The organism is Streptomyces griseoviridis, from assembly GCF_005222485.1.
Taxonomy (GTDB): Bacteria; Actinomycetota; Actinomycetes; order Streptomycetales; family Streptomycetaceae; genus Streptomyces; species Streptomyces hintoniae.
Map to the genome: position 1 here is coordinate 3,300,849 of NZ_CP029078.1, position 15,961 is coordinate 3,316,809.

At 69.9% G+C, this 15,961-nt stretch carries 16 protein-coding genes and 2 pseudogenes; 17 read left to right on the top strand and 1 reads right to left on the bottom strand.

Annotated features, from left to right (window positions below; genetic code table 11):
* Positions 1 to 213: 213 nt before the first annotated feature.
* From DDJ31_RS13770 to DDJ31_RS13855, 17 genes and pseudogenes are all read left to right on the top strand, one after another.
* Positions 214 to 978, top strand: a complete 765-nt coding sequence (locus tag DDJ31_RS13770; protein WP_127182809.1) for a hypothetical protein — start codon at positions 214 to 216, stop codon at positions 976 to 978.
* Positions 979 to 994: 16 nt separating this feature from the next.
* Entirely contained in the window at positions 995 to 1,129 is a 135-nt protein-coding gene (locus tag DDJ31_RS39650) for a hypothetical protein (RefSeq protein ID WP_276319313.1), read from the top strand.
* Positions 1,130 to 1,659: 530 nt separating this feature from the next.
* Positions 1,660 to 2,046, top strand: a complete 387-nt coding sequence (locus DDJ31_RS13780) for a hypothetical protein (protein ID WP_127179990.1) — start codon at positions 1,660 to 1,662, stop codon at positions 2,044 to 2,046.
* Positions 2,043 to 2,846, top strand: coding sequence for a DUF317 domain-containing protein (locus tag DDJ31_RS13785; RefSeq protein WP_127179989.1), 804 nt, complete (start codon positions 2,043 to 2,045; stop codon positions 2,844 to 2,846). Before DDJ31_RS13780 ends, DDJ31_RS13785 begins: the two co-directional genes overlap by 4 nt.
* A 26-nt stretch (positions 2,847 to 2,872) precedes the next feature.
* On the top strand, positions 2,873 to 3,070 hold the full coding sequence (locus tag DDJ31_RS13790) for a hypothetical protein (protein WP_127179988.1): 198 nt from the start codon (positions 2,873 to 2,875) through the stop codon (positions 3,068 to 3,070).
* A complete protein-coding gene (locus DDJ31_RS13795) occupies positions 3,061 to 3,882 on the top strand; it encodes a DUF317 domain-containing protein (RefSeq protein ID WP_127179987.1) in 822 nt (273 codons plus the stop codon). Before DDJ31_RS13790 ends, DDJ31_RS13795 begins: the two co-directional genes overlap by 10 nt.
* A 158-nt stretch (positions 3,883 to 4,040) precedes the next feature.
* Entirely contained in the window at positions 4,041 to 4,460 is a 420-nt protein-coding gene (locus DDJ31_RS13800) for a hypothetical protein (RefSeq protein ID WP_240678214.1), read from the top strand.
* 2 nt (positions 4,461 to 4,462) lie between these two features.
* Positions 4,463 to 5,227, top strand: coding sequence for a DUF317 domain-containing protein (locus DDJ31_RS13805; RefSeq protein WP_127179986.1), 765 nt, complete (start codon positions 4,463 to 4,465; stop codon positions 5,225 to 5,227).
* A 31-nt stretch (positions 5,228 to 5,258) separates the two neighbouring features.
* Positions 5,259 to 7,046 (top strand): type IV secretory system conjugative DNA transfer family protein, encoded by a 1,788-nt coding sequence (locus DDJ31_RS13810; RefSeq protein ID WP_127179985.1) that lies wholly within the window; start codon positions 5,259 to 5,261, stop codon positions 7,044 to 7,046.
* Complete coding sequence (locus DDJ31_RS13815; protein WP_127179984.1) at positions 7,043 to 7,501, top strand: XF1762 family protein; 459 nt, start codon at positions 7,043 to 7,045, stop codon at positions 7,499 to 7,501. The genes DDJ31_RS13810 and DDJ31_RS13815 overlap by 4 nt, the downstream gene beginning before the upstream one ends.
* Before the next feature lie 75 nt (positions 7,502 to 7,576).
* Positions 7,577 to 8,134: a hypothetical protein gene (locus tag DDJ31_RS13820; protein ID WP_240678213.1), complete on the top strand. Its 558-nt coding sequence runs from the start codon at positions 7,577 to 7,579 to the stop codon at positions 8,132 to 8,134.
* Positions 8,135 to 8,324: 190 nt separating this feature from the next.
* On the top strand, positions 8,325 to 8,732 hold the full coding sequence (locus DDJ31_RS13825) for a hypothetical protein (protein ID WP_127179983.1): 408 nt from the start codon (positions 8,325 to 8,327) through the stop codon (positions 8,730 to 8,732).
* 95 nt (positions 8,733 to 8,827) lie between these two features.
* A pseudogene (locus tag DDJ31_RS39130) lies at positions 8,828 to 9,568 on the top strand (tryptophan synthase subunit alpha).
* A gap of 456 nt (positions 9,569 to 10,024) precedes the next feature.
* Positions 10,025 to 10,990 (top strand): hypothetical protein, encoded by a 966-nt coding sequence (locus tag DDJ31_RS39135; protein WP_240678212.1) that lies wholly within the window; start codon positions 10,025 to 10,027, stop codon positions 10,988 to 10,990.
* Positions 10,987 to 12,258, top strand: a complete 1,272-nt coding sequence (locus DDJ31_RS13845) for a DNA cytosine methyltransferase (RefSeq protein ID WP_127179980.1) — start codon at positions 10,987 to 10,989, stop codon at positions 12,256 to 12,258. The genes DDJ31_RS39135 and DDJ31_RS13845 overlap by 4 nt, the downstream gene beginning before the upstream one ends.
* Positions 12,258 to 13,381 (top strand): annotated as a pseudogene (locus DDJ31_RS13850) (DnaB-like helicase N-terminal domain-containing protein). Before DDJ31_RS13845 ends, DDJ31_RS13850 begins: the two are co-directional and overlap by 1 nt.
* 63 nt (positions 13,382 to 13,444) lie before the next feature.
* Positions 13,445 to 15,040 (top strand): DUF317 domain-containing protein, encoded by a 1,596-nt coding sequence (locus DDJ31_RS13855; protein WP_240678211.1) that lies wholly within the window; start codon positions 13,445 to 13,447, stop codon positions 15,038 to 15,040.
* Here DDJ31_RS13855 and DDJ31_RS13860 read toward each other — a convergent pair.
* The gene (locus tag DDJ31_RS13860) at positions 14,985 to 15,878 is read right to left on the bottom strand and encodes a DUF5655 domain-containing protein (protein ID WP_164784969.1); all 894 of its coding nucleotides are present in this window, start codon (positions 15,876 to 15,878) and stop codon (positions 14,985 to 14,987) included. The genes DDJ31_RS13855 and DDJ31_RS13860 overlap by 56 nt on opposite strands.
* Positions 15,879 to 15,961: the final 83 nt, after the last annotated feature.

Genomic DNA, 15,961 nt, shown 5'->3' on the forward strand with positions numbered 1-15,961 from the left:
GACGCATACGTCCGCGTCACTCCACTCCGACCTCGCGCACATGCGCGAACCGTTGGCTAACCGGCGCGCCTCGGCCGCCGCGCCTGCGCCGAACAGGTCCCCGACCACGAGCTCGAACCCTCCGCGGTGTGCGCCTGGCCGCCCCCGCCGCGTGCACTGCCGGCACCGCCACCCGCCTGCGCCGCTGAGCCCCTGCAACTGCCCAAGGACACCATGCACGACCACGACAACTCCGAGCGCCTCGCCTCCTACGCTGACGTACTCGCCAGCGAACTCCCCGACACCTGGACCCGCACACACCTGACGGCCGATGCCAAGAACGACCTCGCCGAACTCACCAACCGAATATGGGACCTGGACCTGGTCGCCGCCTCCCTCGCCGAACACCCCCTCCAGCAAGCAGCCGTCCTCAGCCGCCCCGACGGCGCCCAGCTCGTCCTGATCGACCGGCACGACGAGCGCGACGGCTTCCTCCTCGCCGCTGTCGCCCCGAGCGCCCTGCCCGACGAGGCGTACCGCGCCGTGCCCGAGCCCAATGGCATCGCCCTGACCGACGACCCGTTCCTCGGCGCCGACCAAGTCGCTGGCGACCTCCTCGTCCGGTACGACCGTGCGCTCGCCCAAGTCCGGCACAACGCCCTGGACGGCATCCAGCCCTCGCAGCCGAACCGGGTCGTCCTGACCTGGCAGCCAGACGGCAGCGTCGCCGCCGCCCCCGCCGACGACCGGGCCGGCAACATCCTCGCCACCCACGGCTTCGTCCAGGACCCGCACAGCGGCATCTACCGCCTGGACGGCAAGGACACCCAGGCCCAGGCCCGCGCGCTGCGCGAGATCGGCCCGCGGCTCGAAGCGCTCGGTATCGGAACCGCCCTCCAGCACCCCACGGCCCGGACTGCACCCACCTCCGCCCCGGCCTCCATGCCACCGGCCCCCGCACCGGGCCGCGCCCAGTTCCCGGTATCCAGCCGCCGCTGACCCCGGAGAAATGCGCATGGCCAAGCTGCTCGACGAGTACGGCGCAGACGTCGAGATCTACGTCAAGGCCCTGACAACCACCACCCACATCGGCACCCCCGCCGAGCCCCACAGCCTGCTGGAACAGCTCGGCCTCGAACGCCACGAATAACCCCACAGGCGAGCGGTTCTACGTCTGGCACACCGTGCCAGACCACCTCGGTTTCGAGGAACAGAAACGCGTGGCGAGCCGCGCCGTCCCCGCCCTGTTACTGGCCGAATACACGGTCAACTGAGACCCCGAGGTCTTCGACAAGGTCATCTACCGGCTGTGCACCGCCTCCGTGCGCGAGCGCACCGCCTGCGCAGCAACCGGTGCCCGCCAGTTCCCTCTTGCGCTCCGCGCCGGCCAGCAGCAACGCGTAAAACACTCAGGCGGCCCCGGCGCCAGACCGGGGCCGCTTAGCGCCCCGCCTCGGCTCCCGGAGAAACCCGTAGCAGCCCGCACTGGCCCGCGGATCAGCCGCCGGCTCAAGCTGTGCCTCGCGACCACCCTGTTCCGCCGCTATCTGCGCGCCTGCATGCCCGCCGGCCCCGACCGCGCCGACCCGCTGACCGGCAACCGCCCGAAGGCCGTCCTCCCCGAGACGCAGCACGTCGGGCTGCGCCACGACCACTGACCGTCCACCGCTCTGGAGGAGCATGTCCCACCCCGTCCCCTACCTGGTGAGGCTGACCGACGAGATCACCCGCCAGCTCGGTCAGCTCGCCGATCATCTCTCTCAGCTTCCTCCGCCCCAGGCCGTGCAGGTCATAGCCCGCATCCTCGACCCGGACGCCGGAGTCCTCGACGGCGTCACCCACCTCCTCATCACCGGCAGTCACTTGGCCAAGGCCCAGGCCGAGCAAGGCACTCTTCCTGCGGAAGTGTGGCTTGCTCTGGGTCGCGCCTCGAACGAACTGCACGACATCACCCTCGACCTAGACGAACACCAAGACACCCTGCAGCGCGCTGGCACCCAGCCCGCCACCACTGCGGCGGCAAAGCCCCCGGCGCCCGCACCGCTCGTCGTGCGGCGGCGCCGGTGAAAAAGAAGCAGTGGCAGGGCTGGGGGCCTGGCGAGCCGGCCGAGCAGTACTACCTCGTCCAGCCCCGTGCCCTGGCCGGCGGGGGCGATGTCCGGCATATCTCGGAGTTCCTGCGCGCCTCGGGCTGGCGGGACAAGTCCAAAACGGGGGGACCGCTACTCATGGAGAGCCCGGACCGCTTCGTCCGTGTCGCCTACGACCCGTACGTCCTGCCCGGCGGATGGACCATCCACGGCAGGGCAGACGGGGCGAACGCCGAGTGGTCTGCGCATTTGGGCTGGCAGACACCGGTGGAGATCGTCGCCGGTCTGACCGACGCCCTTACCCGTCCCCGCTCCGCACACGCCCCCAACGTCTGGGCACCCCTGCGGGAGCAGAACTGGCCTACGCGGTTCGTGGGCCGGGACTGTATGGCGGCCAGCCCCGACGGCACCGCGTGGATGCAGTACCACCAGGACGTCGATGGCTCGGCGATGTGGTGGAGCGGAGCGCAGGACAAGCAGGGCAACGGCTGGACCGCCAACTTCACGCCGAGCACACCGATGCACCTGGTCCAAGCTTTCTCAGCCGAACTTGCCCGCCCAGATCCCGTGATGCGCCCACGCGGACGTGTCCCGCACAGTGCACAGATCCGGACCTGGTCGGTCTCCGTCAAACCCTCGCAGCTCAACGCGTGGCAACAGAACCGGATTACAACTGCCCGCGCCGACGCCTGGGCCCGTAACAGCGCCCGTAGCGGTCGCCCAGGCACCACTGCCCGTCCCTATACGCCGGTCGGCGATGCTCGGCCCCGCCGCTGACCTTCATCCCCGTCTCCAGGAGCCCGATGCCCGCCCCTACCCCGGAAACCATCCATCCCCTGACCGAAACACTCGCGGACCTCACCGACTACCTGCGCGAGAACCCCGACCCCGCAGAAGCCCTCGCTCGCGCCGCGCAGGAGCACCCGTACATGCCGCGCACCACGAGGGGCCTGTACGGCAGTTCGCCGACGAGCGAGCAGGAGTGCTGCTGGTGCCGCTGAGCGAACGGCAGCTCGTCGCCTTCGCCGACAAGCACGCCACACAGATCACGCTTGACACCAGTCCGCGCCACCTCGCAGGTCCCGGGGATGCTCGGCACGTCACCCACGGGCTGGCCGCCGCCGGCTGGCGAGCCATCTCCGATCCGCTGTGCGCGGAGATCGTCCTGCGCAGCCCGGACCTTCGTCACCGACTCCGCTTCGACCCGCAGTCCCCCAGCTCGGCATGGTGGTGGCTGCTGGCCGAGCCCTCCGATACAGAGCCCGGCTGGTACGCCTCTTTCGGCGAATTCGTCCCCGCCGAAGTTCTGGCCACCCTCGCCGACGCCCTCGTCGTTCCGGTTCCCACCGAGTTGACGAGCCCGCTGTCTGTGCTGGACGCCGCAGGATGGCGCGTCGACGGCAGCGGAGTCGCCCACAGCGATCCGCCGGGGTCCAAAATCGAGCGCCAGCCCCAGGACGGCTCGAACACGGTGGCCTGGCACGTCGACGTCCGCGACGGTCCCTCCGGCCTCGACAACGGCAAACACCTGTGGCACGCCTACTTCCACGGTCACACGCCCGAGCACCTGGTGAACGCCTTCATCACCGCCCTCACCGACACTGCACCGCTACAGCGCGGCCTGTTCGACCGCACCGCGACCTACGGCGTCACTCACGGGCCAAGCACCGTCAGCCCACAGCAGACGGTTGCGATGCACACCGCCCGCATCAAGGCACTCCGCGCACAGGCACGCTCACTACGCGGACACCAGAACAGGGCCGCGTCGACCTCGTCGAATGCCGCCAACTCGCGCCCCGCCTTCCGCCGCTGAACAGAGGACCGCATCTCATCACCAACGACCACGACGGCTACCTCGGCCTCCTCGACGACTTCATCACCAAGAGCAAGCAGATCCTCGACGCCTGGGACGCCTACTCCGATGAGCACACCGACCTTGACGGCTGGCCTCACGACCAGCACGCCTACGGCATGCGCGCGAGCCAGCGCGACGCCGCCACCGCCGAGGCGTTCGAGCCGCTCCGCTACGGCGCCCGTCACCTGTTGGCAACCGCCGAGACCCAGCTGGCCCGACTGCCCAAGAACGCGGTGCAGAACCGCTGGGCCTACCAGGTGAGTGTCCTGAGTTACGCCCTCGAACGGCTCGACGACCTGCACGAGCGTTGGCTGGCCACCCAGAACGGGCTTCCCCTCACCGCGACGCCCGGAACCGACGACTTCGACGCTGCCCTTGCCGAGCATCACGCCGACTCATGGAGCTACCTCGACGACTGGGCGACACAAGGCCAAGCCCTCCGGGAAGTCAACGCCGCCGCCCAGAGGACCACGCGTGGACATTCGGCCCCCGTGCCGGCATCCGCCCCTGTCCGTCGATCCCCGCTGCGGAAGTGACCATGCCCTCTCTTGAGAACGTCGAGGTCGACTTCATCACCCCGCGCCACCTCGCCGGCGGTGGCGACCCCGCCTGGATCACTGTTCCTCTCCACCGTGCCTGCGGCTGGAGTCATGGCGACGACCCCCTGATGCCGCGTGTCCTGCTCTCTAGTCCCGACCAGAAGGCCCTCCTACGCCTGGAGCCTGACCCCGACGACCAGTGGTGGACCCTGCAGTACGCAGCCGAGCCCGCCTGGTACGCAAGCTTCGGCGCCCGCACGCCCGTCGAACTGATCGCCGCCTTCACCGACGCCTTCACCGACCCGGCCCCAGCCGCTGACGCGCCTTGCGACCCGTACGGAGCGCTCCGGCAGGTCGGCTGGACACCGGACGGTGACAACGGCCTTGCCTCCCCAGACAAGACGGTGCACGTCGAGCGGCTGGGAACACCCGCTGATCCGGGAGCCTGGTTCGTCACGGTCACCCTCGGCACGCACCAGAAGGTCTGGCAGGCCCGCTTCGGTGCGCACACTCCGCCGTACCTTGTCGCCGCGTTCACCGCCGCACTCGCCGACCCGACACCCATCCACCGCATCGACAGCGGGCGCAGTCTGCCGACCCTCGACCCTGACGTCGTCACCCGTCAGTTCGTCGAGATACCTGTCGTGTACGTCGCCGGCGCGCTGGAAGGCCGCGTCCGCTCTCTGGCTGCCCGGCACACCGGCGCGCCGCCGGTCCCGCCCGCCCTGCGGCAGCCGCCGCCGAGACACGACCGCAGCCGCTGACCGTCACCTCCCACTCGGAAGCACGTAGCCCTTGCCGCCCTCCTCCAACAGCACCACCGACGGATACGACCTTCTCCTACGCCTCCTGCTCGGCGTGCTCGCCGTCGTCGTCCCCCTGTCCCACCTGACCTGGCTGTGCGGCAACGGCACCGCCTACCTCACCGGCGACAGCTGGGCCCCCTATCAGCCGACCAACGCCTTGCTCCGCCCCGAGCAGGTATGGCCCGAGGTCGGAGAGAACGCCCTTCTCCTCGGGGCACGCATCGTTCCCGTTCTACTCCTCCTGGCTCTAGGGGGAACGGGGATCGCCCTGTGGATGCGGCACAAGAACCGCGGCGCCGGCCGGAAGAAGATCACCGGCATGGCCAAGGCACGGGACATCGAACCCTTGATGGCCAAGGCGATCACCGGCAAAGTCCGCTCGCTGCGCCCGAGCCTGAAAGATGCCAAGCGCATCGAAGCCCGCGACACCGGCATCCTCCTGGGCAACCTGCAGAACACCCGGCACGAGGTGCGCATGGGCTACGAAGATGTGGCCGTCGCCATCATGGCGCCCCGCTCGGGCAAGACCACCTCGCTCGCCATCCCCTCGATGCTCGCCGCGCCCGGCCCTGTCCTGCTGACTTCGAACAAGGCCGCTGGCGACGCATTCACCGCCACATACGAGGCCCGCTCCCGCGGCGGGCAGGTGTGGACCATGGACCCACAGCAGATCGCGCACGCCGCACGCGAGATGTGGTGGAACCCCCTCGCCAGCGCGAAAACCCTGGACGGGGCGAACCGGCTCGCCGGACACTTCCTCGCCGCCTCGGTGGACGCCTCCCAGCAGGGGGACTTCTGGTCCAAGGCCGGCAGCAACATCCTCTCCCAGCTTCTCCTGGCCGCAGCGCTCGACGAGCGCCCCATCACCGACATCATGCAGTGGCTCGCCGCCCCTGCCGACCGCACCCCGCTCGACATCCTCCGCGACCACGACTTCGCCGCCGTCGCAGCACAGCTCAAGGGCACCGTCGAGGGCCCCCCGGAGACGCGCGACGGCATCTACGAGACCGCCCGCCAGTACGCCGCCGCACTGCTGAACAACGAGATAGCCGCCTGGGTCACCCCGCAGAAGGACGCTCCTGAGTTCCGCCCGTCGGAGTTCGTCACCTCCACCGACACACTGTTCCTGCTGAGCAAGGACGGCGGAGGCGGGGCCTCGGCACTGATCGCCGCGTGCGCAGACTCCGTGATGCGCGCGGCCACCGCCCAGGCCGAGCGCGCCGGCGGACGCCTGGACCCGCCCATGCTGGCGATCCTCGACGAGGCCGCCAACGTGTGCAAGATCAGCGACCTGCCGGACCTGTACTCCCACCTCGGCAGCCGCGGAATCATCCCGATCACCATCCTCCAGTCCTACCGCCAGGGCCAGAAGGTCTGGGGAGACGCGGGCATGGACGCCATGTGGTCCGCCTCGACCATAAAGGTCATCGGCTCCGGCATCGATGACCCCGACTTCGCGGACAAGCTCAGCCGCTTGATCGGCGACCACGACGTGGAGACCACGTCTACCTCCTACTCGGAGTCCGGGAAGTCGACCTCGGTCAGCATGCGCCAGGAGCGGATCCTGCCCACCGACGCGATCCGCGCGCTGCCCAAGGGCTCCGCGCTGTGCTTCGCCACCGGCATGCGCGCCGCCATGCTCGACCTGCGGCCGTGGTACCGGGAGCCGGGAGCGGAGGAGTTGTCCGCGGCGTCCGCCCGCGCGTCGAAGGCAATCACGGCCCGCGCCATCGCGAAGCACGCGCCGGCACAGTCCGACTCCGGGACGGCCGCGTGAGCGCCGCCCCGCTGTACCTGGTGCCGATCCGCTCCCGCGAGGCGAAGGACTTCGTGCGCACCTGGCACCGTCACCACCCGCCGCCCGCAGGACAGATTTTCTCGGTCGGCGCCGCCGACGGGACCGGCACGCTGCGCGCCGTTGCCATCGTCGGCCGGCCTGTGGCCCGTCACCTGGACGACGGCGCCACCCTCGAAGTCACCCGGACCGCCAGCGACGGCACGCCCAACGCGAACTCACTGCTCTACGGTGCCGCGTGGCGGGCGACGAAGGCCCTCGGCTACCGACGGCTGGTCACCTACACGCAGGACGGCGAGAGCGGCTCATCACTGCGCGGCGCCGGATGGCGCGTCATCGCCAGCCGACCGCCCCGTGCCGGCTGGCACACGCCGTCCCGCCCACGCACCGGCCACGGCAACGACCACGTCACCCGCCTGCTGTGGGAAGCCCTCTGACCGAATCCGTTCCTGCACCTCAACAGGCAACCGTCTTCCCCTGTCCCATATCGCCCGCGTCCTCACGGAGTTGTCGTGCACAGCGTCGACTTGACCGAACACACCCGCCTTCTCGGCGAGGTCGTCCCCGTACTGGAGGAATTGTCCGCGGAGGCGGCACGAATCCAGGAGGGCGAGATCACCGAGCCCGTACGAGATATCGCACCCCTCAGCCTGCGGACGCACGAGCTGGCCATGAAGTGCACGCGGCAGGTGCACGAACTGTCGGTCAGCGAGTACCCCGCGATGAAGGACGGGGCCGAGAACCTGGTGCACCTCGTCGGCGCCTGCGCCCAGATCTCACTCGCTGCCACCCTGTGCAACCTCGCCATCCATCACCGCACCGAGATCTTGCTGTACCAGGACGCCGACTCCACCCCCTCCGCGAGCCGTGATCAACTCCGCCGTGCCGGTGTGGAGATGGAGCGAGCGGCCACCACCTATGGCGCCGTGGCGCGACGGCTCTCCCGCCGCCTCGCCTCATTCTCAGCGCGCGCTGAGGACCGGCGGCTCATCTCCGAGGCCCAGGGGCCCAGACAGCAGAAGGCACCCTCCACGCCGTCGCCGCGCATTGCCCGGCGCCACACCCGCTGACCACCCCACAGAATTCAGCACCGCCATCCGAGGAGCTTCCACGTCTTCCGACTTCCCCACCGTGCATGATCTCGCCCGTGCCCTCGCTGACCAGCTCCACCCCGGGGCTGCTCCCCGGGACGTGACCGTCCTCTTCAACGCCCGCCGACATGCCCCCAGCGAGTACCGCAGCAGCGGTCGGGGCGGACCCGTGACGGCCTGTGCCCAGGCACTGCACGCCACCCTCTACGGTCTCCCCACGCACGAGGAATCACTGCCCACCGCGCTGGACGCGCTTCTGCAGGCCACGCACACCACAACCGCCCCGGACGCTGTCCTGCGGCAGGTCGCCGAGCAGCTCCGCAACGCCGCCGAGATCATCCAGCGCTACCAGTACCAAGCCCAGTGGGACCGGTACCCCGCCGCTGTCGCCGAGCAACTCTCCGACGCTCGTAACTACGCCCAGCACATCGCCCGGGCCCTCGACCGCGTGGCCCCCGCCTTCAGCCACCAGCCCACCACAGACACCTCGCCCCGCGCCCAGGCCGCCCACTCCCGGAGTGGCGCCACCACCCCCGTGGCCTCCCCGCCCTCACCGGCGACCCCACACCACCGCTGACCCGCCTCGACCTCCCCGCCCTTCGAGAAAGACGCCTCCTGGCAACCACCGACTCTCTGCAGGCCCTCCTTGCTCAACCCCGCTGCGCGCTAGGCATGTTCATCCCCGGCGGACTCCATGCGGCTCGCGCCGAGCGCCATCAGCTCGCCCAGATCGCACGGGCCGGCGCCGACCTGTTCGAGATTGGCCTCGCCCACCATGACGCCAGCCTCGACGGGCCCGTCATCCAAGCTGCCTACCACCGCGCCCTGATTCGCGGAAACGTCCTCGCCCGCGCCCTCCGCGCCGTCGAGCACGCCGCTGACCTGCGGCCGACCGTCGTCATGACCTACTGAGGCCCCGTCAGCCGGCACCGCCCCGAACGCCTGGCCCGACTGTTCGCTGACGCGGGCGCCGTCGGCGCCATGGTCGTCGACCTGCCCGACAACCAGGCAGAGCGCTGGCAGGCCGCAGCGAAGGACGCACACCTCTCCACCCCACGCCTCGTCCCGCGCCACCTCGCCGACACCGACCTCGCCACCGTGGCCGCCGGCGCGTCGGGATGGCTCTACGCACCCGCCAGCACCGCCCCCACCGGCTACCGCGGCCCGCTCGACGTCCCCGCGCTCGCCGATTTCACGACACGCCTTCGCGCCGCGAGCCCCCTGCCCGTCGTATCGGGCGTAGGGATCTCCGCCCCGGTCCTCGCGGAACGCGTCGCGCCACTGGTGGACGCCGTAGTCATCGGTACCCCCCTCGTCCGCGCCCTGATGACCGTCCCCGAGCAGGCCCCGGTGCTCACCGCCGCGTTCGCCCAAGCCCTGAACCCGTACGCCACCACCGAGGCCCGTGCCTGACACCACCGACCCGGCCCCGGTCCTCGCCCGCATCTCGTCCGACGCGGCCATACTGCACCAGGCCCTATGCGCCCTGCCCTTCGGCCACGGCGCATCCGCATCCGCGTTGGCCGCCCGGACTACTGACGCCCAGGACCTCGCAGGCACCGCCCTGCGGCTGTTTCTCGTCCTCAGCCCCCAGGCGCCACAGCGCACCCCTACCGGCCCGCTGCTCCTTCAGCACGTCGCGCGGTCGCCAGAGCCGCCCAACGCCGCCGCCGAACTGGTCGCTGCCCTGGCCCGAGCCGTCGAGAAGCAGCGCCGCCAGGCCGCCGCCACATCACGGCTGGTGGTTCTCATCGGGCCGACACCGCAGCACTCATCGAGTCGGCCGCTGGCCTCCTCGACGGCATCCCCTCCCTCTGCAACGCCACTACCGCGACCAGCCGGAAGCCTCCTGCCGCTGACGCGACCGCGATGCGAGCACTCCCTCCTCTTTCCCTACACCCAGGACAGGCCATTTCCGACAAGCCTCGATTCCGCGCTCTCTCCCTCGGCGCGGGAGTTCAGTCCAGCACGCTCCTCGCCCTGTCAGCCGAGGGCATTCTCCCCAGGGTCGACTACGCGATTTTCGCCGACACCGGATGGGAACCCGGAGCAGTTTATGCACACCTTGACCGCTTGAAAGAGGAGATAGCCACACCCGCCGGGATAACCGTACTCCACGTGTCCGCCGGGAACATACGCGACGACGCACTGAATCCGGATCACCGCTTCGCATCCATGCCGCTCCACATCCTCAATAAGGACGGGCGACCTGGGATGACTCGGCGGCAGTGCACAGGCGAATACAAGGTAAAGCCGATCAAGAAAAAGATTCGCGAATTGCTTGGCTACCCCCACCCGGCCCGCATTCCGAAGGGTGTTTTCGTCGAGCAGTGGATAGGAATATCCACAGATGAATTTCACCGCGCAAAGGATGCGGACGTCAAGTACATGCGTAACCGGCACCCTCTTCTGGACATGTCCTGGAGCAGGGCCGACTGCGTGCGCTACCTGACCTCTCTCGGTCTCGCCGATACGCCGAAGTCGAGTTGCCTTGGATGCCCGTTCCACGGAAATGCGCAGTGGCGGCATATCAGGGACACCTCTCCGTCCGAGTGGGCGGACGTCGTCGAATTCGATGCGGCCATCCGGCAGGGAAATGCCCGCGCCAACGCCTCGGGCAACCGCCTGCTCGGTGAGGCGTTCCTGCACCGCTCCCGCGTCCCACTGAGCCAGGCACCGATCGATCACGTCACCGCCACCGAGCGGGCCGCTCTGCGGATCAGCGCAGACGAGGCCAACGCCCTGGAGAACGGGGTCGAGGACGGCTGCTCGCCCTGGGCCTGCCGTGGCGACGTCGACGCGTTGACACAGGACGACTTCGGGCTGGCCACGTGATCGTCGACCTCTTCGCGGGGCCGGGCGGCTGGAGCAGGGCACTGCACGTCCTGGGCATGCGCGACGTCGGGCTGGAATGGGATTCGTGGGCGTGCAAGACCCGCGCTGCGGCGGGGCAGTTGACTATTCGGTGCGATGTGGCGAGGTATCCCGCCTGGCCGTTTGTCGGCCGCACCCGCGGTGTGATCGCTTCGCCGCCGTGTCAGGCGTGGAGCATGGCCGGCAAGCGCCTCGGCCTGATCGACCAGCCGCTGGTGCACGCGGCGGTCGAGGACCTGGCCGCCGGGCGAGACACCCGCGAACGCCTCCTAGCCGCGTGCCGTGACGAGCGTTCCCTGCTCGCCGCCGAGCCGATGCGCTACCTGCACGCGCTGAACACGGTCGGCGAGCCCGACTGGGTGGCCATGGAGGAAGTACCGGACGTGCTGCCCTTGTGGAAGCAGTACGCGGCCGTCCTGCGGGGGTGGGGGTTTTCCGTCTGGTGCGGGATCCTCAACGCGGCTGACTTCGGCGTCCCGCAGACCCGGAAGCGGGCGATACTCGTGGCCTCCCGCGTTCGTACCGCGCAGCCGCCCACACCCACACACGCCCAGCTCGCCGAGCCTGAAACGCTGTTCGGGCCGGGCCGTGCCCGCTGGGTCAGCATGGCCGAAGCCCTGGGATGGGGCGCGACCGACCGCCCCGTCCCCACCGTCTGCGCCGGAGGCGGGCCCGGCGGCGGCCCCGAACCGTTCCCTTCGGGCTCCCGCAAGACACTGTCCGACGCCCGGGACCGCGGCACCTGGACGCCCCGGCCGGACGGGGTCGTTCTGCAGTCCCGCCGCGAAGACGCCGGACGAACGTCCCAGCACGGCACCCAAGACGACCAGACCGCCCGTGCTCCGGCACCCACGAGCACCGCCGACACCCGCCGCTGGTCCTGGTCGCTGCGCAGCAACAACCAGGCCAACGCCACCGTCCGGTCCGTCCAGGAGCCGGCAGGCACTCTGTTCTTCGGACACCGCGCGAACGAGTGCACCTGGGTCGCCGAACCCGCCATCCCCTCGACCGCGGACACCGATGCGCCGACCGTTCCCGAGCCGATCCGGATCACCGCCCGCGAGGCGGGCCTCCTGCAGACCTTCCCCGCCGACTACCCCTGGGCCGGCAACAAGGGCCAGCAGTTCTCCCAGATCGGCAACGCCGTGCCCCCGCTGCTCGCCGGCCACCTCCTCGCTCCGCACCTCGGCGTCACCCTCGACCCCGACGACTTCGCCCTCGCCGCCTGATGTCCCCCAACCCCACTCCCGAACCAGACGAAGACGACCTCGACGCCGTCCCACCGCCCCGGCCGGTGTTCCACGTCGAGCAGGCCCTCCTGGGAGCCCTCCTCCGCGACCCCCGCCTCCTGGACAAGGTGAGCGGCATCGCCGCCGCCTCGTTCTCCACCGCTGCACACGCAGCCCTGTACGCCGCGATCGGCACCGTGCCGCGTCCCGACCCCGCCGAGCACGCGAAGAACACGAAGTGGCTCGACCGCGTCCTCGCCACCGCCCTGAAGGAGGCGCGCGGCCTGGACGCCACCTACCTGCACACCCTCATCCAGGTCTGCCCCTGGCACAGCCACGCCCCCGCCTACGCCCGCATGGTCGAGGCCGAGCACGCCCGCCGCCGCCTGCTGACGGCCGCCGAACGCCTCATGCGCACCGTCCGTGACGCCGGCCTCCCGCTCCCCGTCCAGACGGTGCTCACCGAGGCCGACGCGCTCGCCACGGTCGTGGACGACATCGCGGACCGCTTTCCCCCGCGCTCCGGCGTCCTCCCCCGCAGCGCGGCACCGCCCTCCGTTCGCACCCCGGACCTCACCGAGGCAGTCGAGGAGGAGCAACTGCTCCTCGCCACCGCCATCGCCCGCCCTGCCGACATCGATTCCGTCCGGTGGCTGATCCCCGAGGACCTCACCCTGCCTCTGCACGCCGGCCTCTGGCAGTGCCTGACCGCTCTCGCCCGCCGCAACGAGCCCGTCGACCCCGTCACGGTCCTGTGGGAAGCCCAACAGCGCGGGCTGCTGGACGACGGCAGCGAACCAGGCGACGTCCTGCGCATGCTGGCCGAACCAGCCGGATTCGTCGGGCACTGGGCCGAACGCGCCCTGCAACGCTCGCTCCTGGCCACGGCCGAGCACACCGGCCGGCGCATCCAGGCATACGCCGACGACCCGGCGAACACCCCCTTCCAGCTCGTCGTCGGCGCCCGCCGCGCCCTCGCCGGCATCGACGCCGTCCGCACCCGCTGGCAGAACGCCACCCAGGCCACCCCGCCACACCAGCGGCGCCCGGCGCCTGCCACTCGCGCCGGGCCCCCACCACCACGGCCGCCCACTCCACCCGATCCACACGAGCAACCCGATAACCCCCGCATACGCCGGTGGCCGGACCTCACGGCCCGGCCACCGGCAGAACAGACGAGATCCACGTGACTCCAGCCATCGACACCCATGTCCGCCTCGACACCCACCCCGCCCACCCGAGCGCCGTGCAGGCCGTCCTGACCGGCACCCGAGCCCACGTCGCCTCCGTGGCTCTGGAAGCTGCCGGCTGGAGCGTTGCCGCCACAGGCGTCCTGGTCCTGGCCCGCATCGATCACGAGGAGCCCTACTGGGCCGCTGACGCAGCCAAACACCTGACCGCCGAAGGCATCACCGTCGAGATCACCCCACGCCTACAGGAGGCAATCGACGAGGAATGGACCTGGCCGAACTACCCGATGCCCTGGTGCACCCGCAGTGAAATCCGCGAGGTCTCCAACCAGGCGCAGAAGATCCACGACGACATCCGCAACGGCCACCTCCTGATCCACGCCCACGCCCACGACCGCCACACCACTGTCGCGGTCGGCACATACCTCTACCCAGGTGGCAACTCCGTCTACCTGCACGGCGAGGATCATCTGCGCCAGATCGCCGATACCTACGGCTCACCCGCGGAGGCACTGGTGGCCTTCGAGAAGGTCCACGCGGCCGAGATGCGCCCCGGCCCGGCGCCCTTGACCGCCACCGAACGCGCCGCCATCGCAGCGCGTTCCGTCTTCGACGTCACCACAGCCAAGTCCGAACCGTCCTGCCCGGAGCCGGAGACCGTTCCCGTCTACCTGGCCGAAACCGGTGACCACGACGCGCTCCTCGACACCTTCCTCGACGCGCACGGCGAGTTCGTAAAGTGGCGCACTTGGTCTGACGAAACGACCCACGCCATTCACGAATCGCAGACCCTGCGCATCGAGCGCGTCCACGAAGCCCAGGCCCGCGAGACCGCCTGGACCATAGCCGCCTACGAGACACCCGTCTCCGACCGCATATGGCACCTCACCGCGACCAGCGCCACCCCCGCCCCGGTGCTGCAGACCCTGCTAATCCACCTCGCCGACGGAGACGGGTGGGACACGGTCATCGGCGTCCCGGTAGACGAGAAGACGGTCACCACAGCCACACAGCCGCTCACTGATGCCGGATGGAAGCACACCCTGACAGGGCACGGGATCCGGTGGACGTCCCCCGACGGGCAGGCAAGCGTTCGGTTTGACCCACTGGCCGCGCACGGCCCCCAGAACCCTGCCACCTGGACCATCTGGGCCGGCCCAGACCCTGACCGGCCCACCTGGGCCATCACCGTCCCCGCACACTCCGAACTCGCTGCTGGCCGACCTCTCCGAAGCACTCGCCCACGAGACCGGCACGCGCCAGGCGCAGCCGGGCCGCGAGCACGGGCCACGCCTCGCCGCCAGTATGTCGGCGGCTCCGGCGGTCACGGCCAGCCGATCCGCCAGCCGTTCACGCTGATCACCGACCCGCACGAGCGGGGCAACATAGCGGTAGACCGCCGGTTGGCCAAACCGGCGATCACACTCACCATAGACAGACCACCGCCACGCCCTGTCCGTACGTCGGGAGGCTCCTTCCACGACCGCAGACACCACATGTGCCGCAACCCGTCACGGGGCCAGCCTCTGCAGGCGATCAGGCCGCCGCGTAGCTTGCCCGGAACAGTTCCTGCGCCCGCTCCACGTCCCTGAGCGTACGGAGCTGGACCTCCAGATCACCCGTTCCGTGGTGGCCGAGACCCGACACGTCCCGGGTGAAGCCCGGAACGAGGTCAACGTCCCCAGGGTCGACCTTCAGGTAGACCAGCAGTTTGCTGCGCTGCGGCGGGCACAGGCAGGCGAAGTTCCGCAGCCGCTGATAGGCCCGGTAGGTCTTGCGGTCCACCCGGTTCACGCCGTCCCCGAGCCCGAGCAGGACTTCGTCGACCGCGCCCGTCAACTCGCTCATCGCCGTGCCCTGGACGTCAAACGCAGCCCGGACAACCGCCCCGCGCTGTGCTCGGCGGGACACCTGCATGCCACCCCTCACGGAAGCCACGGTCTCAAGGCCGACCAGGTCGCCGCCGAAGAGTCGGTAGCGGACCAGGTCGATCGAGCGCCGGTGCTCGCGCACGGCATGCACGTCGTAGCGGGTGAAGTCGCCGGCGATGCAGATCAGGCGCGGACCGCTCCACAAGACCTGGGACGCGGCCGTTGCCCCCAGCCTGTCGCGGACCAGGCGCTCGAACTCGGCGCGGTGGTCCATCAACCAGGCCAGGTAGAACAGACCCTGATTGATCACGCCAGCATCCACACCCCGCTTGTACTCGACGATGACCGGCGAGCCGTTCTCGTCCAGCCCGAGCGAGTCGATGCGTCCCCCGTGCACCGGTCCGGTGATGTACTCGCTCGCCAGGAACGTGACGCCCAGCAGCGTCTTCATGTGCGTCTCGACCAGCTCCTGCACATCGGCCTCGACCTCAGCAAGACGCGGCATGATCTCCGTCATGCCGCTATGCGTGTCCGTGCGGAACAGCTTCAGCCCTGACACCTTCCCCTCCTCGGCTCGGAGAGCACCAACGCCGACAAGGTGCGGGTTTGTTTCCGCGAGTGGCTTCGGAGGCGTGAAGATAA